The sequence below is a fragment of the Desulfovibrio biadhensis genome, assembly GCF_055388615.1.
Genome location: NZ_AP042477.1, coordinates 4,626,174 through 4,650,435, shown reverse-complemented (window position 1 = coordinate 4,650,435; position 24,262 = coordinate 4,626,174). Strand labels below are relative to the sequence as shown.

Genomic DNA, 24,262 nt, shown 5'->3' with positions numbered 1-24,262 from the left:
CCGGCCGCAGTAGCGAGGTGTCCTTATGAAATTCGAGATCGACAAGGGCGAAAAGAAAGGCAGCGGCCAAAAGCGTTACAGGTTCGAAGTTTCCTTGACAGGTGCAGTGGGACTGGGCACAGTTCTTGTTTTGGGAGTGGTCTGGGTCTTTATTTTTGGTGTGCTTGTCGGGCGCGGGTACCAGCCTGAGGATCAGCTCCCCGAGCTCGCCAAGATCATGCCCGAGGCGCATCAGGAATCTGCGCAATCGGGGGTGATCAAGCCTGAGGACCTGCGCTTTCACGACGCGTTGCGGGATGAAGGCAAAGCCGGTAGTGCACAGGCCCAGGCAGAGAAGGACGCAGCTCCTGTTGCGTCCGGCAGCACAGTTCAGGAAAAGAATATCGCCAAGGCAGATAGCACGCCTGTAGCAGCTGAAGAACCTGCTGTTGCTGCTGCTGCACCGGAGGCGGAAGCGGCTGCTTCGCAGCCTGCCGTAAACGCTGCTCCCGAGGTTAAATCCGCTGCCAAGGCGGAGGCCCCGGTGCAGGCGCCCCAGAAAGTTGCAGAAGCTACCAAGCCGGTGCAAAGCCGCATTGATGCACGTGGCCCGGTGGCTACTTCCGGTTCTGAGGAAAAGGCTTCTGAATCTTTTGGCGTGGATGATGAAAATCAGGACCAGACAGTTTATAACTATATTTACCAGGTAGCATCTTTGAGCAAGCCCGAGGCTGCGCTCAGATTTCGCGACAAGGTTCGTTCCCTCGGACTCAAGTCTGAGGTGAAAGTCGTAAAAGGCGAGAAGCAATACTGGCACCGGGTGGTAGTGCTCTTTCAAGGGCGCCCCATCGATACCAGGGAAATGAAAGCCAAACTCAAGAGCCTTGGGGTGGACAAGCCCTTGCTGCGGTCCAAGGCACCTCTTGCCGGGCAGGCCAGCGTCCAACCTGCCAAGGTTCTGAGCAGGCGGTAACTTGCGGCGGAAGTGCCGCGATTAAGCCATTGATTGAGAGGTGGCACACACATGCATCAGTCCTTTGTTCCCAAAAAAGCCTTCTTCACAAAAGGCATCGGTCGCCACAAGAACAAGCTCCAATCTTTTGAGCTTGCTCTTCGTGATGCCAAAATTGAGAAACTCAATCTTGTATATGTTTCGAGTATCTACCCGCCCCATTGTAAGCTGCTGAATCTTGAAGAAGGGGTCAAGGAACTGAATCCTGGACAGATCACTTTTTGTGTCATGGCCCGTAATGCGACCAATGAAAAGGGACGCCTTGTGGGCTCTGCCGTGGGCATGGCTTTTCCAGCCGATTATGCTAACTACGGCTACATCTCGGAGCACACTGCCTTTGGCGCCGAGGAAGAAGAAATAGGCGATTTTGCGGAAGATTTGGCCTCTACAATGCTGGCTACGACCTTGGGTATCGAGTTCGATCCCGAGCAGGCCTATGATGAGCGCCGTCAGTTGTACCTTATGAGCGGAAAGATCATTAACTCTGCTTCCGCCCCTTGCGTAACAACAGGGCAGGCTGGAGTGTGGTCCACAACGATTTCCGCTGTGGTGTTTCTTCCGTAGTTTTTACTGCAGTAGCCGTACGAATAATGTGTGCCCGGAACCCTCGGGTCTTGAAGGTAAGTTGAAGAGAGAACGTAACAAAACAGCAAAAGGTCAAGTGTCCTTCTGTGTTTGCAGGAAGACAATAAGGAAACCTTGGGCTGATTTGGCAGTTCTGACCAGGAGTCTTCATGCAGACGAATAATCAAACGCGTCTTCCCTTGTTTTTACGAGGGTTTGAAATCCTGGGCTCCGTGTTTCTTGCTTTTGTCAGTGAGCTCGGCGCCTTGACCATTTTTTTGGCCAAGGCGCTTCGCGAGCTGTTTACCTCTTCCAAGCTCCTGGCCAAGATTGTGCACCAGGTTTTTTTTATTGGTGTAAAATCCATGTTCGTCATTGCCCTTGTTGGCGTTTTCACGGGTATGGTCCTTGGCGTGCAGGGGTATTATACCCTTGTGAAGTTTGGTTCTGAAGGTTTGCTTGGCGCTGCTGTTTCCTTATCCTTGATCCGTGAACTTGGTCCCGTCCTGACGGCGATCATGATTACGGGACGCGCCGGTTCCGCCATGACCGCCGAAATTGGCATCATGCGCATTTCCGATCAGGTGGACGCGCTGGAAGTCATGGACATGCGCCCCATACGATTTCTGGTTACACCGCGTGTGGCTGCTTCCATTATCTGTTTTCCCCTGCTCACGGCCTTTTTTGATGTCATCGGCATTCTGGGCGGATATTTTTCAGGGGTTGTCCTTTTGGGAATCAATGCGGGCGATTATTTTGCACGTATCGAGACCAGTGTGGTCATGGCGGATGTCATGGGGGGATTCTACAAATCAATAGCCTTTGGTGTGCTGGTTTCCTTGATTTGCTGCTTCCACGGTTTCTTTACCCACCTACGTACTGACAGTGTTGGCCCGGAAGGGGTCAGCAACTCAACCACGTCTGCTGTTGTTCTTTCCTGCGTCAGCGTGCTGGTGAGCGATTACATTTTGACAACGTTCCAGATGTAAGAGCTGCAAGGAGAATAGTGTGAAACGCCTTTCCAGAACCAAAGCCTGGGACATCAAGCTCGAAAATTTGAGTGTCGGGTACCCTGGATACGTGGTCCTGGAGGACATCAATGCGAATATTCCTGCAGGGAAAATTTCTGTTATTCTAGGCGGCTCTGGGAGCGGCAAGTCAACATTGCTGCGCCATATCCTCGGGCTTTCCCTACCGATTTCCGGCAGGATACTCCTTGGAGGACGCGACATTTGTGAGCTCGCCGTCAAGGATTTACGCTGCCTGCGCCGACGCATGGGTGTTTTATTCCAGGATGGGGCGCTTTTGGGCTCGATGACTCTGGGAGAAAATGTGGGCTTGCCTTTGCAGGAACACACTGCCCTGCACCCTGATACGATACGCGAAGTCGTCTTGCTGAAGTTGCGGCTTGTAGGGTTGGAGAAGTTTGCAGATTTTTACCCAGGGCAACTTTCCGGGGGCATGCGCAAACGCGCTGGCCTGGCCCGGGCGTTGGTGATGGATCCACCTATTTTGTTGTGCGATGAGCCTACATCCGGTCTGGACCCCATCAATTCAGCGCTTATGGATCAGTTGTTGGTAAATATGAACAAGCACTTCGGCGTCACAATAGTCGTCGTCAGCCATGATTTGCAAAGTTTGTATACAATTGCAGACTACGCCATGGTCCTGAATGAAGGCGCTGCTGTTTTTGCCGGAGATCTCGACACGTTGCGTGCTACTGATGATCCCTACCTGCGACAGTTTCTGGACAGAAAACCCGGAGATTCCGGCATGCCTGACCTTTCGGAACTGGAGGAAGAGCAGGAGGAAATCAGTAACCAGATTGGAACGTGTGATTTTTAGACCGTGAACAGCATACTGACCAAAAGAAAGGGGCACTTGTCTTTTGGGCTGGTATGCCAAGCTCGCAGCAAGAGGGCTGGAGCGCATGCAAAAGTATTCAAAAGAACTATGGGTAGGGGTATTTGTTTTCATCTGCCTGCTTTGCGTTGGGTATCTGACAATAAAGCTGGGCAAGCTCGAAATTTTCGGCAATGACAGCTACAGTCTCACCGCGAAGTTCTCCTCGGTGGCCGGTCTGCGTTCCGGTGCTGATGTGGAAATGGCAGGCGTGCACATAGGCACTGTGGCAGCCATTTCGCTGGACCCGGAATTTGGCATAGCCATAGTGAAGATGCAGATTGAGAATCGTGTGCCGTTGAGTGTCGATACAATTGCCTCCGTAAAAACCAGTGGTTTGATCGGAGACAAATACATCAAACTGACACCTGGCGGTGCTACCGATAAGTTGAAAAATGGCGACTCAATTACAGAAACTGAATCCGCCATTGACATTGAGGAACTCATAAGTAAGTACGTTTTCGGCGACGTGTAATACTCGCCCTTTTTAGTCAACATTGGAGATTTATATGACCAAAAAAATATTGCCTTTTGTTTTCGCCATTTGTCTTCTGTTGCCCGCTCAAATTTGGGGGGCGCAAACTGCTCAGGAGACCCTGAAGAACACCATTGATGAGATGCTTTCCGTGCTCAGTACCCCCGCTAAAAAAGGTACCCCTGCGTACCAGACCGAACGCGACAAGCTGATGCAGATTATTGGCGGCATCTTTGATTTTGAGGAGCTTTCCGCCCGTGCTGTGGGTGTGCACTGGAAGCGCTTTTCCGACGCGCAGAAGCAGGAGTTCATCAAGGATTTTTCCGGTCTGCTCAGGGGCAAGTACCTTGACCGTATTCAAGCTTATTCAAACGAAAGTGTTGAATATGGAGACATCCGCACCAGCAGCAGGGGAAACGTGGAAGTGCATACGCGCATCGTCCAGAGCAATAACACCATCCCCATTGCCTACCGTATGACTGAAACGGACACGGGGTGGAAGGTGTATGATGTTGTGATCGAGGGTGTAAGTCTGGTGAAAAACTACCGCTCCCAGTTCATGGAGATTCTCGTCAATGGTAAACCTGAAGATCTTCTCAGCGCATTGAAAAAGAAGATTGGACAGAACTCCAACTAGTAGTATTGGCATAGTTTCTTTTTGATCCATGAATATGGCAGATAGCACGCTTCTTGCTTTAAGAGGCAATACGGGTAATAATCCCACCATCGTTTTGCCTTCCGTTTTTTACTATCGCGGTAGGAACTAGTAAAAACCCTTATTTAAGGGGGGCTTGTCCGTCATGCATGTAAACGTCAGATTTCTGTTGCTCGCTTTTTGCGCCGTGTTATTGCTGGCGTCTGCTGCGTGTTCCCATACTCCCGCTGATACGTTGACCGTTCAAAGATTTTTTCAGCAGGAACATTTGGGGCTGAGTGCTGGCGAACTACCCACCGTAGAGACAAAGTCGGAATCCCGAGCGCAGACCAGAGAGGGAATCGAGCGTAACAGTGTGATCTATAAGGGGGGGTTCGATGATGATTATGGGGACGAACCTGTACTCATTTCCGACCCTCTCAAGCCCTGGAACATGGTCTGGTTCTATTTCAACGACGGGCTTTATCGCGTTCTGCTGCGCCCTTTGGGAAAAGGGTACAACTATGTTGTCCCTACCCAGGTTCGCACCGGCATGGAAAATTTCCTCTATAATATCAAGTTCCCCATCCGTTTCGTGAACAACCTGCTGCAAGGCAAGGTGGTTGAAGCTGGTGTTGAAATGTCCAGGTTCCTTGGCAACACTCTGTTTGGGGGATTGGGCTTCATGGACATAACTGAGTACAAGGAGGCAGCAGCCCCAACGCCGCCAGAGGATTTTGGGCAAACACTGCAGGCCTGGGGCTTTGGTGAAGGCATTTATCTTGTCTGGCCTATTCTGGGAACCAGTACCGTGCGCGATTCCTTTGGGACGGCAGGCGATTACTTTTTTGACCCTGTTACGTACATTGATCCTCTTTTCCTGAATTACAGTAATCCGCTGTGGATGAGTGGAACAGCCTATGGTACGCGGACGTTTGTTTCTTTTGCCGGTACGATAGAGAATTACGACGATCTTTGGGAAGCTGCCATTGATCCTTATACTTCTTTCCGTAACGCCTATGTGCAGAATAGAAGACGCGAATACAATCGCTGACGCTTCTTAGATTCAATGACAATTACTTACGGCGCGTCTTCCAAGAGACAGGAAGGCGCGCCGTATTCTTTTGCAGGATACTTGATGCCAAAACAGGAGGCGCTACATGCATTTGGAACGTGTGGTAGTAAAAGCGGTAAACATCTTTAAGGTTGAGATACCCAAAGAAGTCATTGACTTTTTGCCTGAGCTTGTTGCCGCCACCAGGCAGGAGGACGGCTGTATCTCCTATGTACCGCATCTTCCCCTTGATGATTCCGCCAAGATATATTTTCATGAAGTGTGGGAAAACCAGGACGCGGTTGATAAACACCTTGCAACAGACCATTTGAAAAAGTTCAGGGAGATGACCGCCCCGCATCTGGAAGATACGCGGGATGTAAGCCTTTGGAGAGTCATGCTCTAAGTGTTTTTCTCTTTGCCCCCTGCAGGTATGCCCCTTTTTGGAGGGGGCGCAGTGCCAAGGCAATAATAACCTCCACTCGTTGTTGTGCTAAAGTTTCGTCGCAGGCGGACGAATAGTCGAATGAGGCGGTTCATGCCCCTCGTTTCCGAATGGACGACAGCCAAGGAGGCGAATATGCGCGCCCTTTATTCTATAGTTTTATTGTTGGCGGTTCTGGTTTTCACCAGCGCCCCCACTGCGTGTGCAAAAGGGAAAAAAGAAGCTGAACAACTGCCGCCACCGCCTCCAACAGCCGAGGAGCGCAAGGAAAATAGCGCATCTCAGCTCAGGGGCATTGCCGCCAGGGTTGCGGAGCGGGTTCAGCTCTCCTTGGGGGAGCGTATAGATCTTCGCGGCGTACCTGTTTATGTTCGCCAGCCATTGGATACCCGTTTTGAGCAGGTCTTCTATGATTTCCTGGTTTCTGAACTGGTGAGCAGAGGTGTGAAGGTCTCTGTTGAACAACAATACGCACTGGTACTAGACTATCGAATAGTTGACGGTGTTGTAGTCACATCATCACTGCGGTACAACAATGTATACGTCATGCAGGACTCAAGTATTCAGTTTGTGGGTGATACTGGCGTAGGGCAATCCTCAAAGAATGCCGTATGGAACAGGTTTGCCAAAAGACGTCCTGTCTACGAACCCTGAGATTGAACATACTCGTCGGTTTTTGGCCGTCTGCAACCATGTATATTGGTTGTGGGCGGCTTTTTTTGTGTGACCAATGATGTGCTTTGACCAAACAGAAAGAGGTTTGTTGTTTTTCTGTGGACGTCATCAAGATATGTCATGTGTAAAACAAAATTGTTAAATAAGTAAATTTCTATTTGTGCTTGACTACTTACTGCAAACTGGTTGATAGCAGTAATAACAAAGAAATTTTTGTTGAGGAGCAAGGTGTTTGCAATGGACATGGCGTTTTCTTCCATTATGGAAGCAGAATGCTTCGCAAGTTGCACCCTGTTTTGCTGCGAGAATAGGCAATATGCGCCGTTCATGGTTCTGAGATAACCGTTGACGGAAAAGTCTGCGCCATCCGGGTGTGGTTGTGGCAGAAAGTAGGCTCGTCAGCATGAGAGCGGCGTTTTTACCGACATGTTCCCGAATTATCGGGGACCAGCTGGCAGAAAGGAGAGAGAAGGCATGTACGTCGGATTGAAGATGCTCAAGCGTGGGGATTTTCCCACCGGAACCAAGGATATGCTGGTTTCTGAAGCCGAAAAAATCATGCTGGACAATCGACTGTGGATGTTGCTCGTAGTGGATGGTGACCAGCTTGTCGGCTACGTTAGCAAGGAAGATGTAAAGGCAGCCTTGCCATCACTGGCTACGAGTTTGAGCAAACACGAACTGAATTATTTGCTGTCAAAGCTGCGGCTGGAAAAAATATTGCGCAAGGACGTGCCTTATGTCCTGCCGGAAGCGGAAATCGAGGAAGCTGCACGGCGCATGTATGATGACGATCTGGCCGGTTTGGCTGTGGTCGACACGGATAATCGTCTCCTGGGCTACATCAGCCGTAGCGTCATGCTTGAAGTCCTGGTGGAGGAAATGGGGCTCTACCAGGGTGGCTCTCGCATTGTTTTCGAGGTTGTAGACCGCCCCGGCGTGATCCACGAAGTTTCGGGCATCATCAAAGCCATGGGCATCAGCATTATCGCCACTGGCACCTTTTACCACAAAGACAGGCGCATGGTTGTTTTTCGGGTGCAGACCGAAGATCCTGGCCCAATCATCAAGGCGTTGGTTGATGTCGGGTACCAGATGGCCGGACCCGAAACATTTGCTGCGGAGTGGCGCGAATAATGGCACTTCTCGAAGTCTCTCGGGTAACGCTTACGTTTCGCGGGCTGGCAGCTTTGCTGCATGTTGGCTTCAGTGTTGAGAAAGGACACATTTGTTCTCTTATCGGACCCAACGGTGCGGGCAAAACCAGCATGCTGAACTGCATCAGCGGGCGCTATCACCCTGATGAAGGGGAAATATCCATTGACGGGCAATCTCTTTTAAAGATGCCCCCCCACCGTCGTACCGAGCTTGGCCTTTCCAGAACATTTCAAAATATTGCTCTTTTCAAGGGCTTATCCGTACTGGATAACCTCATGGTAGGGCGCCACAGTAAAATGCAATACGGGCTCCTTTCTTCCATGATGTACTGGGGCAGGGCTCGCAGAGCAGAAGACGCTCACAGGCGCAGAGTTGAAGATGTGATAGATTTTCTGGGGCTGTCGCCCTATAGGCATCAGGTTGCAGGGCGACTGCCCTATGGTGTTCAGAAACGCGTGGAGCTTGGCAGAGCTCTGGCAGCAGAACCGGAATTGATTCTGCTCGATGAACCAATGGCGGGCATGAACCTCGAAGAAACCGAGGACATGGCCCGCTATATTCTGGATATCAATGAAGAGTGGGGCGTTACCGTGCTCCTCGTGGAGCATGACATGGGCGTGGTCATGGATATTTCCGACCATGTCGTTGTTTTGGACTTCGGCAGCGTGCTCGCCACTGGCACGCCCGAAGAGGTGCAACAAAATCCAGATGTGATTGCTGCCTACTTGGGGAGCGATTCCAGCGTCTACCTAGGTCGCTGACCCCTCCTGCCGCAGATAAAGACGAACTGGGCGTCTTTGTTCTGTGTAGGACCAGCGAAACCTGGATTCGTCCTGGACTCGTTTTCATGAACAAGTAAGTACGGGGATTTGTACTCTTCCTTTACGCAGGCCGTCTATTGCATCTGCGCAGAACATCACCGCACGAGAATAATTGAGCGTTGCTCAACGGCAGGCACGTCGTTTGTGATGATGTTCCTTATCCTTTGGGGGGGATATGTCTCGACCCTATGAAACTACATTGCCGCACCTGTTGCTGCGTAATGCCGCGCGATATGGAGATGCCGTTGCCATGCGCGAAAAGGAGTGGGGCGTCTGGCAGCCCTATTCCTGGAAGCAATACGCAGACATAACTGCTGCTTTTGCTGCCGGCTTGAAGTCCCTTGGGCTCGGCAAGGGCGACATTGTCATCCTCATCGGTGATAACCGCCCTGAATGGCTGTGGGCCGAGCTTGCCATACAGTCCATAGGTGGAATGGCGCTTGGGCTCTACCAGGACGCCCCCGCCGATGAAATCGCCTACATTTTCGAATTGGCGGAAGCCAAACTTGTGATTGCCGAAGACCAGGAGCAGGTCGACAAGATGCTGGAACTGCAGCGTACGCTGCCCAGCCTTGAATACGTTGTTTATCACGATGCCAAAGGGCTTTCACGGTATGATGCACCGGGGCTTCTCTCCTTTGAATCGGTAAGGGAGCTGGGCAAGGCCGATGCAGGTTTGTTCAGCCAGTGGGTGGAGGAGCGTACTCCGGATGAACCCTGCCTCATTGCCACAACTTCCGGCACGACAGGTCGCCCAAAGCTGGCCATGCTTTCTCATCGAAACATGCTGGCCATGGCCTGGAACCTGGGGGAAGTGGACGAAAAACGCACCACCGACGAGTTTGTTTCATTTTTGCCTTTGGCCTGGATGGGAGAGCAGATGATGGCTGTCGCGTCTGCTTTGTTGTTCGGCTTTACCGTGAATTTTCCTGAGGAGCCTGACACCACCCAGGAAAACATCCGTGAAATTGGTCCGCATCTGATTTTCTCGCCCCCGCGGGTATGGGAAAACATGACCGCCAAGGTGCAGGTCAAAATTATGGAAACCACCCCCTTAAAGCGGGTTCTTTATAATTTCTTTCTGCCCATTGGCATGCGCCATGCGGACGCTGTATTTTCCGGCCGCAAGCCTGGGGTGGGCCTGGCATTGGCATACAAGTTTGCGCAATGGGGGCTTTTTCGCGCCTTGCGGGATCGCCTCGGTTTTTCACGCATCCGTTCCGCCTCAACAGGAGGGGCGGCCCTCGGTCCGGATACGTTTCGGTTTTTCCACGCCCTGGGTGTGAACCTGAAACAGATTTACGGGCAGACCGAAATTGCCGGTATTTCCTGCATACATCGCGACGGCGCCATTGATTTTGATTCTGTGGGCGCACCAATTCCTGAAACAGAAATCGTGATCTCAGATGAGGGGGAAATCCTTTCACGCTCCCCCGCGGTTTTTATTGGTTACTACAAGAATGACGAAGCGACACAGGAGACGGTTCGAGACGGGTGGCTGCTTTCGGGCGATGCCGGTTTCTTCAATGAAAACGGGCAGCTTATAGTCATAGATCGTCTCAAGGATGTCATGCATTTGCGAGACGGCACCCGCTTCTCGCCCCAGTTCATGGAAAACAAGCTGAAGTTCTCGCCCTATGTAAAAGAGGCCGTGGTGCTGGGAAATAAACGCGACGCCATCGCCGCCATAATTTGCATCGACTACGAAATTGTAGGCCGCTGGGCTGAGAGCAATCTGTTGACCTACACCACCTATCAGGATCTGGCGGCAAAGCCCGAAATATACGACCTGGTGGCGGAGGAAGTTCGGAGCATCAATGATTCCTTGCCGGAGAACACGCGTATAGAGCGGTTTGCCTTACTCTACAAGGAATTGGATGCGGATGATGGAGAGCTGACCCGCACGCGGAAAGTGCGTCGCGGTATGGTAGGGGAGCGTTACGGCGAGCTCATCGAGGGGCTCTATTCGGACCGGGATGTCATTGAACTGGCCTCCTGCATCCAATACCAGGATGGCCGCACGCGGGATATGTGCGGTGCGATTCGCATCCAACACATATAACGCTGCAGCGCTGGGAGACATGCATGGAATATTACATCCAGCTCATCATCAACGGCCTGGTCGTGGGGAGCATCTATTCCCTGGTGGCTCTTGGGTTTGTGATAATCTACAAGGCGACCAAGGTCGTGAATTTCGCCCAGGGAGAACTGGTAATGGTCGGCGCTTATATTTGCTTTTCGCTGACCGTACAATTCCAGCTCCCGTTTTTGGTTTCCTTCTTGATGACATTGGTTTTTTCCGTTGTTCTGGGGTTGCTTATCGAGCGTATGGTGTTGCGGCCGCTCATTGGTGAACCCATTATCAGCGTCATAATGGTCACGGTGGGGCTTTCCACGGTTCTCAAGGCGCTTGTGCAGCTTTTTTGGGGCACGCAGATACAGGTCTTTCCCCAGGTGCTGCCACAGACACCGGTTGTGATTGCCGGCCTGCCTGTTGCGCCCGTGTACATCGCGGCTTTTGTGCTTGCCGGCATGTTGTTCACTGTATTTTCGCTCTATTTCAAATTCTCCCGTCTGGGCATTGCCATGCGGGCAACTGCCTTTGATCAGATGGCGGCCATGAGCATGGGCATCGGTATCAAGAACATTTTCGCTTTGTCCTGGTGCATTGCGGCCGTGGTTTCGAGCATAGGCGGTGTGATTCTCGGCAATATAAACGGCATCAATTCCCAATTGGGGCATCTGGGGCTCAAGGTTTTTCCCGCAGTGATCCTGGGCGGGCTGGACAGCCTCCTTGGCGCAGCCGTCGGGGGGCTGGTCATCGGGGTTCTCGAAAATATCTGCGATGGCGTGGCTAAGCAATTTTTTGACTTGGGCGGATTCAAGGAAGTTGCGGCATTCATATTTTTGGTAATCATCCTCATGATCAAGCCCCACGGCTTGTTCGGCACTGAAGAAATCGAGCGGGTATAATCATGCAGGGAAAGTGCGGTCTCTTTTTCACCAGCTACCGGCAGGAAGCGCAACTTTTTCAAACCCGGTTCGTCAAAGTCTGCATGGGAATTTTCATCCTTGCCATGCTGTTGTGCCCCTTGACGTTGAACAGTTACCATTTGTCCGTACTGAACCTTATAAATATTGCAGTCATAGGCGCGGTATCCTTGAATCTGCTGACTGGCGTCTGTGGGCAAATATCTCTTGGGCACGGTGCCTTTGTGGGGGTAGGGGCCTATGCCACAGCCTGGTTCGCGCGCCATGGCGTGCCCTTTGTGCCGGCATTGCTGCTTGGCGGCGGCGTCACCGCAATGGTGGGCATGTTTTTCGGCATTCCTTCCTTGCGGCTCAAGGGCATTTATCTGGCCATTGCAACATTGGCCGCACAACTCATCCTCGAATACGTTTTTCTGCATTGGGATGCCGTGACGGGAGGACTCAATGGAGTGCCTGTGGCCTCTCCTGAAATATTTGGGTTCAGCTTCGATAACGACGCCCGCATGTTCTATCTGACCTTTGCCTTTGCCATACTTGTCACCCTTGCCACGTCTAACCTCATGCGCACCCGCCCCGGGCGCGCCTTCGTGGCGATAAGAGATTATTACCTCTCTGCCGAGATCGTGGGCGTCAGCCTTTTTTCCTATAAGCTCCAAGCTTTTGCAGTCAGCTCTTTCATGGCTGGAATAGCAGGTGGATTATGGGGGCACTACACCATGTACCTGACCCCGGAACCCTTTGGTATCGGACTTTCCATCAACTACCTGGCCATGATCATCATCGGGGGGCTGGGCAGTATTCTTGGCAGTGTATTTGGCGCAGTGTTCCTTACTTTGCTGCCAGAGGTGTTGAATACATTGGCGGCCTGGGCGGGGAGTTTTTTTCCGGATGTCAGCAACTATTTTCTTGCCATGAAGGGGGGCATATTCGGCCTGGTGCTCATGCTTTTTTTGATTTTTGAACCAGAAGGGCTTGTCAGACGCTGGAGGCTTCTGAAATCCTACTGGAAACTCTACCCCTTTGCCTATTGAGGCAGCCGGGTTACATAGTACAGGTCAAACCAGAACTACGGGAGAATGTCATGAAACGATTGATTCTGTTGCTTGCCCTGTTGGCCGCCATTGCGCTGGCTATGGGTTGTTCGCAGGAAGAAACAAAAGAGCAACCAGCCAAGGAGCCTGCCGCCACCGAGCAGAAAGAGGCAGCGCCTGCAAAGGCATCCGCAGAAGGGAGCGAAAGCGCTACGACCCCGGCAAAACAGGAACAAGCTGCTGCTGCAGAAGACGCCACAACGGAAAAAACGCCCATCGTGATTGGTGTATTGTCAGACTTGAGCGGCCCCACGTCGTCTGTGGGCGCGCCTTATGCTGATGGTGTCATGGATTGCATCAAGTGGATCAACTCCAACGGCGGCATTGCCGGCCACCCGATTGAAGCTCTGCAGGTGGACTACGCCTACGACGTGCAACAGGCGTTGACCGCATACAAGCGCTTCAAGAACGAAGGCATGGTGGCGCTGCAAGGTTGGGGAACAGGGGATACAGAGGCATTGACCGCCTTTGTTGGCAAGGATCAGATACCGACCTTGTCAGCGTCCTACTCCGCGCATCTGACCGACCCTGCAAAAGCCCCCTATAATTTCTTCAACGCGGCAGACTACTCCACGCAAATGCGCGCCGCCCTGAAGTTTTTGAAGGAAAACTGGGATAAGGAGCGCGCCCCCAGGGTGGCATTCATATACCCCGACCACCCCTATGGACTGGCGCCTATTCCGGCAGGCAAGGAATACGCAGAGGAGTTGGGTTTTGAGATCGTAGGCGAGGAAAATGTGGGGCTCAAGGCAACGGACGCCACGACGCAACTGCTGCGGCTGCAAAAGGCCGAACCCGATTTTATTTGGATCGGCGGCACCACGCCCTCGGCCGCCGTCATCATGAAAGACGCCAAAAAACTGCAAATGGACGCCACATTCTTCATCAATATCTGGGGCGCTGATGAAAATTCCTTCAAGCTTGCCGGCGATACCGCCAATGGACACATCAGCCTGCAGACGGCCGCCGTGTATAACGACGACACCGAAGGCTCGAAGCTGATCCGTGAGCTTTCCGGCGGTGAAGTGAAGATGTCGCACTACATTCGCGGCTTCGCCTCCATGCTGGTCATGGCCGAGGGTATCCGTGTCGCCGCTGAAAAAGGGGATATAACCGGCCCCGCAATCAAGGACGCATTGGAAACCCTGCGGGATTACGACCCCATGGGGCTGACGCCGCCTATCAGCTACTTTCCAGACGATCACCGGCCCAATATGGCGGTGAAGCTCTACCGTCTCAAAGACGGCAGCCTGGAGCTGATTACCACCGAAACGCTGGAACGCAAACCTGAATGGCTCGGTAAGTAGCTGTTCTTGTTGAACGATTATAATGCCCCGTGCAGAGGGAGAGACTTGCGTCATGCAGGTCTCCCCCCTTGCACATAAGTCTGGTGTCTGCGGAAAATGCTAAGTTCGAAGGAGCCCTACGGTGTATATGCTTCAGGTTGAGAACGTAGAGGTCGTTTATAACGACGTTATTCTTGTGCTGAAGGGGCTCTCCTTACGTGCTGAAAAAGGGCGGATTACGGCCCTGCTTGGCGCCAATGGGGCGGGGAAGTCCACCACCCTGAAAGCCATCTCCGGGTTGTTGCTTGCAGATGATGGCGAAGTCACTGAAGGCGCCGTACGATATTTAGAGCGCAACATCACCCATGACACTGCGGATAAGATAGTGCGCATGGGGATATTTCAGGTCATGGAAGGGCGCAGAGTGTTTGAAGACTTGAGTGTTGAAGAAAATCTGCGATGCGGCGCTTATACGCGCCCTCGTAAGGAATACGCCGATAGTCTGGAGCGTGTTTACACCTACTTTCCTCGTCTCAAGGAACGCCGCAAACAGCTTGCCGGCTACATGTCCGGAGGGGAGCAGCAAATGCTGGCCATTGGGCGCGCACTCATGGCCAAGCCACAATTGTTGCTTCTGGATGAACCCTCACTGGGACTTGCGCCGCTGCTGGTGGAGGAAATTTTTGAAATAATCAGCCGCGTCAATCAGGAAGAGGGCGTTACCATCCTGCTTGTTGAGCAAAACGCCCGTGCCGCCTTGAATATCGCTTCCATGGGGTATATCATGGAAAGCGGTCGCATCGTCATGGATGGTCCGGCGCAGGATTTGCTGAACAACCCCGATGTGCAGGAGTTCTACCTGGGACTTTCGCAAGGAGGGGACAAACGCAGCTACCGCGACGTGAAACATTACCGTCGTCGCAAACGCTGGTTGGGGTAAACACGCATGAACCCTGCTCCTTTGGGGGTCTTTTTTTCACAGAGTAGAGGCGCCTCAACAATGGGGGGCCGGCCACCGCAGAAACGTCTTTGGCTGGTCTGGAAGTATGATGACCAGCATATGATTCTCCAGCCTATAAACAAAAATCTCGTTCCTACCGGTCAAAAACAGACCATTTCCTTGCAGGAATTTGAAGCCAGTTACCAACCAGCGCCTGAGTTTGTCATTGAAATGGGGCAAGAGGGAGAGCCACGTCCCATCTGGCGTGCGCAAGACACCCCGGCTCCGGAGCCAGAAGCGCAGGAAAAACCAGCGCAGGAAAAACCAGCACAGGAAGCTGCTCCGGATGCTGCAGATTCTGGGAAAAAGCCCTTTTATCTCATCGATGACGAGGAGGAGGACCTGGCAGGAAAGGTTCTTCTGGATGAGGCGGTAAGCGAAGAAGAGCCCGCGAAAGAAGAGGTTGAGCTCGACGTCGAGCGCGAGATTCGCGAACAGGCGCACAAGCGGCGTATGGAGGCTATGGCGCGGGCTGAACGCGAAGCCCGGACTGCATTTGGTCTGGGCGTCTCCCATTTACGTCGGGGAAACAAGGACCGCGCAGAAAAAATTTTTTCTGATCTGGCCGACATCAAAGGGGAATTTGCTCCTGAGCATAAACACATGTTCAATGAGTTCGGCATTTCTTTACGAAAAAATGAATTGTTAGACTTGGCATTGAAAAATTATTTCAGGGCATTGCAGCTCAGCCCCGGGGATGAAAACCTGCATCACAATATAGCTCGCGTTTATTGGGAAAAGGGGGATATGCACAATTGCTCCCTGTATTTGCGTAAATCCCTGGATTTGAATCCTGACATGGAATATTCGCAGCGATTTCTGCGTTATCTGGAAAAACACAAGAAGCGGCGCAAAGGGATTTTTCGTGATCTCTTGCCACATCCAAAAGGGCAGAACAAGAAACGCCCTGGGAATCGTAGCCAGGCAGGAAGAAAAAAAAGATGATCGAAGACCATGCCGAGCGAATCGAGCGTCTCCAGCGCGCTCTGGCAGAGGAGTATATGGCCCGTGGCGACGTGTTTAACGTGCCTGGTCGGTCTCTGATTTTCAAGGTGGATCCGCACTACTGCCTGGGTCTCTTCCCTGGTGTTGTGGAATTTCTTGCCAGACACGCCGGCATGTTCCCGCATAAGGTCCGCGAAAGTCTTGTGCGCACGGGGAACCTTGTGGTGCATCCTGAAACTGGAGCACCATCTCTGCCGCTGCATTTGCTTTGGGATCAGGGGCAGATCGTGAAGCGCGTCAGGATTGAATGTTGTTTTCTCCACGGTGGATTTGTCGACCGCGCCCTGTTGCTTTTTGCCCGGCAGGAAGGGGAGCTGGCCGTTTCACCTCTGAGTGTGGACGCGCAAGAGCGGGACAAGGTGAATGCCTTTCTCGAAGGCAAGACACCCCTCGCCGGTTTGGCATACCGCGAAGTTGCAGAGCAATAATCTAAACAAAACCGGTAAAATATGCCCATTTCACTCATTGATCGACGTCGCATTGAAGCGGAAACCCTTTGGGCTTTCTACAATGAACTGGCGCGCAGCAAAGATGAAGCATACGCCCTTGACGCCATCGCAAGAACTGTCAGCGGCATTGCCTATAAGGCGGGGCAGGATTTTGCTGCAAAAGCTCCCGCCAGCCCATCGCTGGAACATTTTTCTTCCGTAGTGGACCTTTGGAACGGCACTGGCAACCTGGAAATCGTAAACGTGGAAAAGGAGGCGGACAGGCTTTCCTTTTCCGTAAACCGCTGCAAATACGTAGAGCTGTACCGAGAGATGGGGGTTCCCCAGGCGCTTCTTCCAATTCTTTCCTGTAGTCGGGACGCTCCTTTTGCCAGGGGATATAGCAAGTCGTTGAAATTTATACGACAACATACCATTGGCGAAGGCGCTACAAGCTGCGACTTTCTTTTTCAGTGGGAGGTTGCATAGCAGCTTTTTTGCGGTCAGATGTGTTTGCTGCACTCTGGCCTTGACAATTCAGGGCGTTAGAAGCCATGACACAGCGACGTTTCGGTTGTTGCCAGAACCAATGTTCGACAGGGTGCACGTCGCCCAATCCATACAAGAAAGCCACTGATGACTCTTGCAAGCCTGCTGCAATACCTTGTCTCCGGCCTGACGGTCGGCGCCACCTACGGCCTAACAGGCCTGGGCTTTACCATTATTTTCAATACCACCGGCATCATCAATTTCGCCCAGGGGGAATTTGTGATGCTGGGAGGTATGGCCAGCGTCTATTTTTGTTCCGTTGTAGGGCTGCCATTGCCTGTGGCGATTCTGTTGGCAATGATATTGACCACGGTCGTCGGGGGGGCTATCGAGCGGTTTACAATCCGCCCTGTGCGTAAAGCTGGCGTTATCCAGTTGATTATCATCACCATTGGTTTGTCCATTGTCATTCGCGGCATCGCCATGCTGGTATGGGGCAAGGATACCTTTGCACTCCCTCCATTTTCAGGCGATCAGCCAATAATGTTCCTTGGCGCTGCTATAATGCCTCAAAATCTTTGGATTCTGGGCATTACATTGCTGCTTTTACTGGCCTTGAAGCTCGTCTTCAGCAGTACGCTTTTCGGCAAGGCCATGCTTGCCTGTTCCTATAACCCCAAGGCCGCGTATCTGGTAGGGGTAGGGGTGCCGCGTATGGTGCTGTATTCCTTCATGATATCTGCTCTCGTTGGCGCCATAGGCGGTGCAATTCTGGCGCCGATCACCCTGACCTCCTATGACAGGGGCATTTTGCTTGGGCTCAAAGGCTTTGCCGCCTGTATTCTTGGAGGCCTGGGCAACCCCTTTGGCGCTGCAGCAGGGGGGCTGATCATTGGTGTTATGGAATCCTTTGGTGCTGGGTTTATTTCCTCTGCCTACAAAGATGCGTTCGCTTTTATCATTTTGCTTTTGCTACTCTTTGTGAAACCTTCTGGACTCTTCGGCCGGGCAAGCGCCGAACGCGTATAAAGGGGAGCGCCCCATGCTTTGGCATAAAAGCGCGAGCGCCCAGGTTGCTGGATTCCTGTTGTTGCTTCTGGCTCTGCCGCACATGCTGACCAATGATTATTACGTCAGCGTGCTCTTGCTGTCCGTATTTCACGCCATCATTGCGGTGGGGCTTAACCTGCTTATGGGGTATGCAGGGCAAATATCGCTGGGGCACGCCGCCTTTTACGGCCTGGCTGCCTACACCAGCGCCATTGCCACCTCCACGTTCATGTTGCCCATCTGGGCGGGCGGGCTCATTGCTCTTGCCCTGGTTTGCGTGGTGGCTTTCCTCATTGGTATCCCCACACTTAAGCTCTCCGGCCATTATTTGGGCATGGCGACCCTTGGTTTCGGGGTCATTGTCTTTATTGTCCTGAACGAAAGTGTAGAGCTTACTGGTGGGCCGTCCGGTTTTGTGGGGATTCCGCGACTTGAGCTTTTTGGCTACACCTTTGCCTCGGATATCTCGTATTATTATTTTTCCGTTGTGGTGTTGTCGCTGGTAGTGCTTGCAAGTCTGCATTTGATCCGCTCCCGCACTGGCAGGGCTTTGCGGGCGCTGCACACAAGTGAAAAGGCTGCGCAGACATGCGGTATCGACATCGCCCGCTACAAGCTGATGGTATTTGTAATTTCTGCGCTATTCGCGGGCTTGGCCGGTGTGTTGTACGCACATTATTTGAGCTTTGTCGCACCCAGTTCCTTCAGCTTCATGTTCTCCGTTGTGCTTGTGACAATGGTCGTTTTGGGGGGCATGTCTTCCATCTGGGGTGCTGTGGCCGGAGCTTTTTTCCTGACCATTCTCCCGCAGTTTCTGCATGTATTTGAAAAATTCGAAGTGCTCATCTTTGGCTCCATTCTGGTTTTGAGCATGATGTTCATGCCGAATGGCCTGGCAGGGGCGCTGGAAAAGGGATGGCGGCTGCTGCGCCGCCGGTCTCTGGCCTCGGATGCAGGAGGTCAGGGATGAGTGTGAGCCCGCTGCTTTCCTGTGAAAAACTGGTCGTCCGATTTGGCGGCGTTTACGCGCTCAATGGCGTTGATTTTTCTGCGCCCGCGGGTGAAATAAGCGCGATTATCGGTCCCAACGGTGCTGGAAAAACCACCCTGATCAATGCCATCAGCGGGTTGGGCCCCTTGGCGGAGGGGCGTATTGTGCTGCAGGGGCAGGATATCACCGCCTTACCCAGCCACAGCAGAGGTAAGGCCGGCATTGTCCGCACTTTTCAAAACCTTGAGATTTTCTCCAATATGAGTGTGCTGGAAAATGTCATGACGGGGCGCCACCGGCAGGTTCGCTATAACTTGGTGGACGCACTTTTCAAGACGCCCCGTTATCGCAGGGAAGAACGCGCCTGCCGCGAGGCCGCACGAGAAAAACTGGCGTTTGCGGGGCTTGAAGGATTCGAGGACGTACCCGCCGGCGATTTGGCCTTTGGCAACCAGCGCTCCCTGGAGCTTGCCAGGGCTCTTGCCGCCGAGCCTGAGCTTCTCTTGCTCGATGAGCCCGCTGCTGGTCTGAATATGAAGGAGACCCGTACGCTGGCAAAGCTTATCCGGCGCATACGCGACGAACTCGGCATTACCATCGCGCTTGTGGAACACGACATGGATCTGGTCATGGGCATCAGTGACAGCGTCACGGTGCTGCAGTTTGGGCAACTTCTTGCGAAAGGAGCTCCGGGTGAGGTGCAGCGCAATCCCGAGGTCATAGCCGCCTACCTGGGCGATGATGACGAAGAGGAATTGGCGGCCGGGGGGATGCGCCAATGATCACCGTCAAGAACGTGGATGTTTTTTACGGGAAGATTCACGCCATCAAGCGTGTGTCCCTGCATGTGAAAAAGGGTGAAATCGTTGCTCTTATTGGCGGCAATGGCGCTGGCAAAACAACGCTTTTGACGACCATTTCGGGCATCAATCGTCCTTCACATGGAACGCTGGTTTGTTTGGACAAGGATATCACACGCATGAGCCCCGACCGTATTGTGCGTCTGGGGGTCTCGCACGTTCCTGAAGGGCGTCTTGTTTTCGGCCCCATGAGCGTGGAAGACAACCTGGCCCTGGGCGCCTACACCAGAGGGCGCAAGGCAAAAAACGACACGGCACGCGACCTGGAAGAAATGTACTCCATGTTTCCTGTGCTGCGTGAGCGGCGTAAGCAAATGGCCGGTACACTTTCCGGTGGCGAGCAACAGATGTTGGCCATGGCCAGAGCTCTGATGGCCCGTCCAAAGCTGCTTTTGCTGGATGAACCTTCCATGGGGCTGGCGCCGACAATCACCAAAGAGATTTTTCGCCATGTGAAAGCCCTGCGTGAAAATTTTGGTCTTACAGTGCTGCTGGTAGAGCAGAACGCGAAAAGCGCCCTCCAAATTGCCGACAGGGGCTACGTATTGGAAACGGGGCGTATCATACTCCAGGGGCCGGCAGAAGAGCTTCTGGCCAACCGCGACGTGCAGCGCGCCTATCTTGGCCGTGAGCCCGACGCGACTGCCTGAGCAGAGAATCTCAGCCCACGAGTGAGGAGTCGCCATGTACTGGGATCAGGAATACGAATGCATAGGGCGCGACGAACTTGCCCAGCTGCAACTCGAACGATTGCAATCCACTCTGAATCGCGTTGCCCGCAACGTGCCTTTTTATCGTGAAAAGTTCGAAGAGCTGGATATCGATCCTGACGGGTTTCTGGATATCGGAGACATCCGTAAGTTGCCTTTCACATCCAAGCAGGACATCCGCGACAATTACCCCTATGGTTTGTTCGCAGTCCCCCTGCGGGAAGTTGTGCGGTTGCAGTCTTCTTCGGGCACCACGGGTAAGCCCACTGTTGTAGGGTATACCAAAAACGATGTGAAACGGTGGGCGGACCTTGCGGCGCGTATCCTGTGCGCCGGCGGGCTCACACGTGACGATGTGCTGCAGATAGCCTTTGCCTACGGATTGTTTACCGGTGGATTTGGCCTGCATTATGGAGCAGAACGCCTGGGTGTTTCCGTTATCCCGAGCTCCAGCGGCAACGCACGCAGACAGATTCAGATCATGAAGGATTACCGCGCCACCGCCCTTGCCTGTACACCCAGCTATGCCTTGCACCTGGCAGACACCATTGATGAGATGGGCTTGACCATGAATGATTTTACCCTCCGCTGGGGACTTTTTGGCGCTGAAGCCTGGAGCGAGGGCATGCGTCAGGAAATTCAGGAACGCCTTGGTGTTGTGGCTACGGACAACTACGGAATCAGCGAAGTCATGGGGCCTGGTATTGCCGGTGAATGTCTGGAGCAGGGTGGGTTGCACGTCAATGAAGACCACTTCTTTTTCGAAATAATCAATCCGGAATCTCTGGAACCCGTGCCTGACGGTGAGGTCGGGGAACTGGTCATCACGTCCCTTACCAAAGAGGCTTTTCCCGTTGTCAGGCTGCGGACGGGCGATCTTGCCAGACGCATCGTGGACCCATGCCCTTGTGGCAGAACCTTCCACCGCATCAGCCGCGTTTTAGGGCGTTCAGATGACATGATCACCATCAAGGGGGTCAATGTCTTTCCTTCCCAGGTGGAAGAGGTGCTATTGCAAGTAGAGGGCGCTGAACCGCACTACCAGATTGTTGTCGAACGCGAGCAGAATCTGGATAAGGCGACTGTGCTTGTCGAAGCCACCGAAGCCCTGCACTTTGACCAGATGAAAAAGAACCGCGAACTTATTGACCAGCTTGAGCGCCGCTTGTCCTCCAACCTGGGAGTGCATGTCGGGGTCAAACTTGTGGAGCGGAAAAGTCTGGAACGAAGCGAAGGAAAAGCAATGCGCGTTATCGATAAGCGCGAGCTGTAGGTCGGACAATGATGCCTGCGTAGAATCTAGCGTTTTAATAATGCGATCAAAAAAGGGGGCGCCTTGGCCAAGGCGCCCCCTTTTTCCATTATGCTTCTTTCAGCCGGAGTATTCTACTCGGCGTCTTTTTTACTTGCCTCGATAACCTTGTCGGCTACCGGCGGGGGGGCTTCCTCATAGTGGTCGAACTCCATGATGAAAGTGCCCTGACCGCCAGTCATCGAGCGGAGGTCCGGAGCATACCGCAGCACTTCGTTCATGGGGACGTGCGCCTTGATTTCCGTAACGCCTCCCGTGGAGTCGGATCCCAGAACCTTACCGCGACGGCTGGAAAGGTCGCCAATGACGTCGCCCATGTGTTCGTCAGGGATGGAAACGGTCAGCAGGACAATGGGTTCCAGCAGAATGGGTTTGCACAGCTCCATGGCCTTTTTGAAAGCCAGTGAGCCAGCGACCTTGAAGGCCATTTCAGAAGAGTCCACCGAATGGTAGGAGCCGTCGTACAGGGTGACCTTGAAGTCGACAACAGGGTTGCCGGCCAGGTAGCCGCGGGCAGCAGCTTCCTGAATGCCCTTGTCCACCGCAGGGATAAACTGACGTGGGATAACGCCGCCTACAATGGCGTCCACGAATTCGTAGCCTGCACCGCGGGGTTGGGGCTCCATTTTAATCCAGCAATCACCGAACTGACCACGGCCGCCCGATTGCTTTTTGTGGCGTCCCTGGACTTCGGCATTACCTTTGATGGTTTCGCGATAGGGAACCTTGGGCGGTTTGAGGACTATGTCGGTTTTGTAGCGACGCTTGGCGCGTTCTACAGATGTTTCGATGTGCAATTGCCCCATACCTGAAAGCAGGATGTCGGCGCTTTCCTCATCACGTCCGAGCTGCAGCGTGATGTCTTCGTCCAGGAGCCTGTGAACCGCCTGGTAGACCTTGTCTTCCTCGCCCTTTTCCTTGGGGGTCAGTGCGTAGGTAATGAGTGGCGGCGGCAGCACGGGTTTTTCGAGCTGAAAAACATTTTTTTCCGGGCAAAGCGTATCACCCGTTTTGGTGTTTTTCAGCTTGGCTGCGGCAACAATCGCGCCCGGCCCTTGTGGCCCTTTGCATTGCACCTGGGTCTTACCGCTCAGGTACAGCAGCTGCCCGACGCGCTCGTTTTCGTCTTTGGCTGGGTTGAAGTATGTGGAATCAGGAGCAAAGCTTCCGGAAAGCACCCGCATGATCGTAACCTGCCCGGCAAACGGGTCCGCCAGTGTCTTGATGACGAATGCGACAGGCGGTCCATCGGGTGAGGAGGGCAGCTCATTGCCTTCAACGCCCTGCCATGGCGCGTGTTCCAGGGGCGAGGGCATCAGTGACTGAATGCTCTTCAGAAGCAGGGAACCGCCCTTGTTTTCGAGGGCTGCACCAACGCACACAGGAGCAACCTGACCGCTGACAACACCCTGCCGCAGGCCGGCCCAGATGTCTTCGTTGGAAAGCTCCCCTTCCTCAAGGTATTTCTCCATGAGGTCTTCGTCACTTTCCGCAATGTTTTCCACGGATGTCTCACGCAGGGCGTCCACTTCATCCTGCATGTCAGCAGGTACGTCGCCTTCGGTAATCTTACCGTCGGCTTCGAAGAAGTAGGCCTTGTTCTCCAGTACGTCCACAACACCCTTGAAATCGGCTTGTTGTCCGATGGGCATGTGCAGCAGAACAGGCTTGGCCCCAAGCATGGTGCTCAAGCCTTCGAAGGCCATGTTGAAGTCTGCACGGTCACGGTCCATCTTGTTGATGAACACGAGCCGGGCAAGGCTAGCCTTTTCGGCTGCGGTCCACAGTTTTTTCGTCAGGGGGCGGACGCCGTCAACGGCGTCGATGACAAAGACTACCCCGTCAACGCCTCGCAGCAGGAATTCCATATCCCCGCTGAAGTTGTTGTCGCCAGGGGTGTCGATCAGGAAGTGAGGACTCTTTTCCCAGTTGAATTGCGCAAAGGCGGGCTGAATACTGCCCCGGCGCTTGATTTCTTCAGGTTCGTAGTCCAGCTGGGTGGCGCCTTCCTCAACCTTGCCCAGCCTGTTAATCACGCCGGCGGTAAAGAGCAACATTTCCGCAACAGACGTCTTGCCGCATCCGCCCGTTCCGACGAGTGCGTACGTTCTCTGGTCTTCCAACGCGTTGGCCATGTGCCTCTCCCTTTTCAGCTGTCTGTGGTCGGTATACTTTCTTGCCTTGGCAAGGTAATGGCTTCGAGCGCTCCTTTCTCCATATTCTCTTGTGACAGTTCCATGAAGGAACCGTTACGACATATGGATAGGGCAAGATGAATGTCAAGTGTAAACTATACTGGACATTTATAGTGATGGTCTGACCACACCTCC

At 53.1% G+C, this 24,262-nt stretch carries 25 protein-coding genes; 24 read left to right on the top strand and 1 reads right to left on the bottom strand.

Going from position 1 to position 24,262, the window contains the following annotated elements; genetic code table 11:
• Positions 1-25 precede the first annotated feature (25 nt).
• The 24 genes from ACZ5EH_RS20175 to ACZ5EH_RS20060 all read left to right on the top strand — a co-directional run bounded on the left by ACZ5EH_RS20175 (position 26) and on the right by ACZ5EH_RS20060 (position 21,893).
• Positions 26-952, top strand: coding sequence for an SPOR domain-containing protein (locus ACZ5EH_RS20175; protein WP_464275665.1), 927 nt, complete (start codon positions 26-28; stop codon positions 950-952).
• Positions 953-1,003: 51 nt separating this feature from the next.
• Positions 1,004-1,555 (top strand): pyruvoyl-dependent arginine decarboxylase, encoded by a 552-nt coding sequence (locus tag ACZ5EH_RS20170; protein ID WP_464275664.1) that lies wholly within the window; start codon positions 1,004-1,006, stop codon positions 1,553-1,555.
• Between the two features lie 170 nt (positions 1,556-1,725).
• Complete coding sequence (locus ACZ5EH_RS20165) at positions 1,726-2,544, top strand: MlaE family ABC transporter permease (protein WP_464275663.1); 819 nt, start codon at positions 1,726-1,728, stop codon at positions 2,542-2,544.
• 19 nt (positions 2,545-2,563) lie between these two features.
• Positions 2,564-3,400 (top strand): ABC transporter ATP-binding protein, encoded by an 837-nt coding sequence (locus tag ACZ5EH_RS20160; protein WP_464275662.1) that lies wholly within the window; start codon positions 2,564-2,566, stop codon positions 3,398-3,400.
• Positions 3,401-3,485: 85 nt separating this feature from the next.
• A complete protein-coding gene (gene mlaD / locus ACZ5EH_RS20155; protein ID WP_464275661.1) occupies positions 3,486-3,932 on the top strand; it encodes an outer membrane lipid asymmetry maintenance protein MlaD in 447 nt (148 codons plus the stop codon).
• 34 nt (positions 3,933-3,966) lie between these two features.
• Positions 3,967-4,569, top strand: coding sequence for an MlaC/ttg2D family ABC transporter substrate-binding protein (locus tag ACZ5EH_RS20150; RefSeq protein WP_464275660.1), 603 nt, complete (start codon positions 3,967-3,969; stop codon positions 4,567-4,569).
• A gap of 286 nt (positions 4,570-4,855) precedes the next feature.
• Positions 4,856-5,620: an MlaA family lipoprotein gene (locus ACZ5EH_RS20145; RefSeq protein WP_464275659.1), complete on the top strand. Its 765-nt coding sequence runs from the start codon at positions 4,856-4,858 to the stop codon at positions 5,618-5,620.
• A 106-nt stretch (positions 5,621-5,726) separates the two neighbouring features.
• A complete protein-coding gene (locus ACZ5EH_RS20140) occupies positions 5,727-6,026 on the top strand; it encodes a putative quinol monooxygenase (RefSeq protein WP_464275658.1) in 300 nt (99 codons plus the stop codon).
• A 132-nt stretch (positions 6,027-6,158) separates the two neighbouring features.
• Positions 6,159-6,719, top strand: a complete 561-nt coding sequence (locus ACZ5EH_RS20135) for a hypothetical protein (protein WP_464275657.1) — start codon at positions 6,159-6,161, stop codon at positions 6,717-6,719.
• Between the two features lie 495 nt (positions 6,720-7,214).
• Complete coding sequence (locus ACZ5EH_RS20130) at positions 7,215-7,877, top strand: CBS domain-containing protein (RefSeq protein WP_464275656.1); 663 nt, start codon at positions 7,215-7,217, stop codon at positions 7,875-7,877.
• The gene (locus ACZ5EH_RS20125; RefSeq protein WP_464275655.1) at positions 7,877-8,659 is read left to right on the top strand and encodes an ABC transporter ATP-binding protein; all 783 of its coding nucleotides are present in this window, start codon (positions 7,877-7,879) and stop codon (positions 8,657-8,659) included. Before ACZ5EH_RS20130 ends, ACZ5EH_RS20125 begins: the two co-directional genes overlap by 1 nt.
• A gap of 235 nt (positions 8,660-8,894) precedes the next feature.
• The gene (locus ACZ5EH_RS20120) at positions 8,895-10,781 is read left to right on the top strand and encodes an AMP-binding protein (RefSeq protein ID WP_464275654.1); all 1,887 of its coding nucleotides are present in this window, start codon (positions 8,895-8,897) and stop codon (positions 10,779-10,781) included.
• Between the two features lie 23 nt (positions 10,782-10,804).
• Positions 10,805-11,692, top strand: a complete 888-nt coding sequence (locus tag ACZ5EH_RS20115) for a branched-chain amino acid ABC transporter permease (protein WP_464275653.1) — start codon at positions 10,805-10,807, stop codon at positions 11,690-11,692.
• A 2-nt stretch (positions 11,693-11,694) separates the two neighbouring features.
• A complete protein-coding gene (locus tag ACZ5EH_RS20110; RefSeq protein WP_464275652.1) occupies positions 11,695-12,741 on the top strand; it encodes a branched-chain amino acid ABC transporter permease in 1,047 nt (348 codons plus the stop codon).
• Positions 12,742-12,791: 50 nt separating this feature from the next.
• On the top strand, positions 12,792-14,108 hold the full coding sequence (locus ACZ5EH_RS20105) for an ABC transporter substrate-binding protein (RefSeq protein WP_464275651.1): 1,317 nt from the start codon (positions 12,792-12,794) through the stop codon (positions 14,106-14,108).
• Positions 14,109-14,235: 127 nt separating this feature from the next.
• Positions 14,236-15,027 (top strand): ABC transporter ATP-binding protein, encoded by a 792-nt coding sequence (locus tag ACZ5EH_RS20100; protein ID WP_464275650.1) that lies wholly within the window; start codon positions 14,236-14,238, stop codon positions 15,025-15,027.
• Between the two features lie 120 nt (positions 15,028-15,147).
• Positions 15,148-16,032, top strand: coding sequence for a hypothetical protein (locus ACZ5EH_RS20095; RefSeq protein WP_464275649.1), 885 nt, complete (start codon positions 15,148-15,150; stop codon positions 16,030-16,032).
• A complete protein-coding gene (locus tag ACZ5EH_RS20090) occupies positions 16,029-16,520 on the top strand; it encodes a hypothetical protein (RefSeq protein WP_464275648.1) in 492 nt (163 codons plus the stop codon). The genes ACZ5EH_RS20095 and ACZ5EH_RS20090 overlap by 4 nt, the downstream gene beginning before the upstream one ends.
• A 21-nt stretch (positions 16,521-16,541) precedes the next feature.
• Positions 16,542-17,009: an L-2-amino-thiazoline-4-carboxylic acid hydrolase gene (locus ACZ5EH_RS20085; RefSeq protein ID WP_464275647.1), complete on the top strand. Its 468-nt coding sequence runs from the start codon at positions 16,542-16,544 to the stop codon at positions 17,007-17,009.
• A gap of 147 nt (positions 17,010-17,156) precedes the next feature.
• Positions 17,157-18,038 carry a branched-chain amino acid ABC transporter permease gene (locus ACZ5EH_RS20080; protein WP_464275646.1) on the top strand — a complete coding sequence of 294 codons (882 nt, stop codon included), beginning with the start codon at positions 17,157-17,159 and terminating at the stop codon, positions 18,036-18,038.
• Positions 18,039-18,051: 13 nt separating this feature from the next.
• Positions 18,052-19,029, top strand: coding sequence for a branched-chain amino acid ABC transporter permease (locus ACZ5EH_RS20075; RefSeq protein WP_464275645.1), 978 nt, complete (start codon positions 18,052-18,054; stop codon positions 19,027-19,029).
• The gene (locus ACZ5EH_RS20070; protein ID WP_464275644.1) at positions 19,026-19,832 is read left to right on the top strand and encodes an ABC transporter ATP-binding protein; all 807 of its coding nucleotides are present in this window, start codon (positions 19,026-19,028) and stop codon (positions 19,830-19,832) included. Before ACZ5EH_RS20075 ends, ACZ5EH_RS20070 begins: the two co-directional genes overlap by 4 nt.
• Entirely contained in the window at positions 19,829-20,560 is a 732-nt protein-coding gene (locus ACZ5EH_RS20065; RefSeq protein WP_464275643.1) for an ABC transporter ATP-binding protein, read from the top strand. The genes ACZ5EH_RS20070 and ACZ5EH_RS20065 overlap by 4 nt, the downstream gene beginning before the upstream one ends.
• A gap of 34 nt (positions 20,561-20,594) precedes the next feature.
• Positions 20,595-21,893, top strand: a complete 1,299-nt coding sequence (locus tag ACZ5EH_RS20060; protein ID WP_464275642.1) for a phenylacetate--CoA ligase family protein — start codon at positions 20,595-20,597, stop codon at positions 21,891-21,893.
• 113 nt (positions 21,894-22,006) lie between these two features.
• Here the strand turns inward: ACZ5EH_RS20060 and fusA are convergent, their stop codons facing one another.
• Positions 22,007-24,067, bottom strand: a complete 2,061-nt coding sequence (fusA, locus tag ACZ5EH_RS20055; protein ID WP_464275641.1) for an elongation factor G — start codon at positions 24,065-24,067, stop codon at positions 22,007-22,009.
• Between the last annotated feature and the right edge of the window lie 195 nt (positions 24,068-24,262).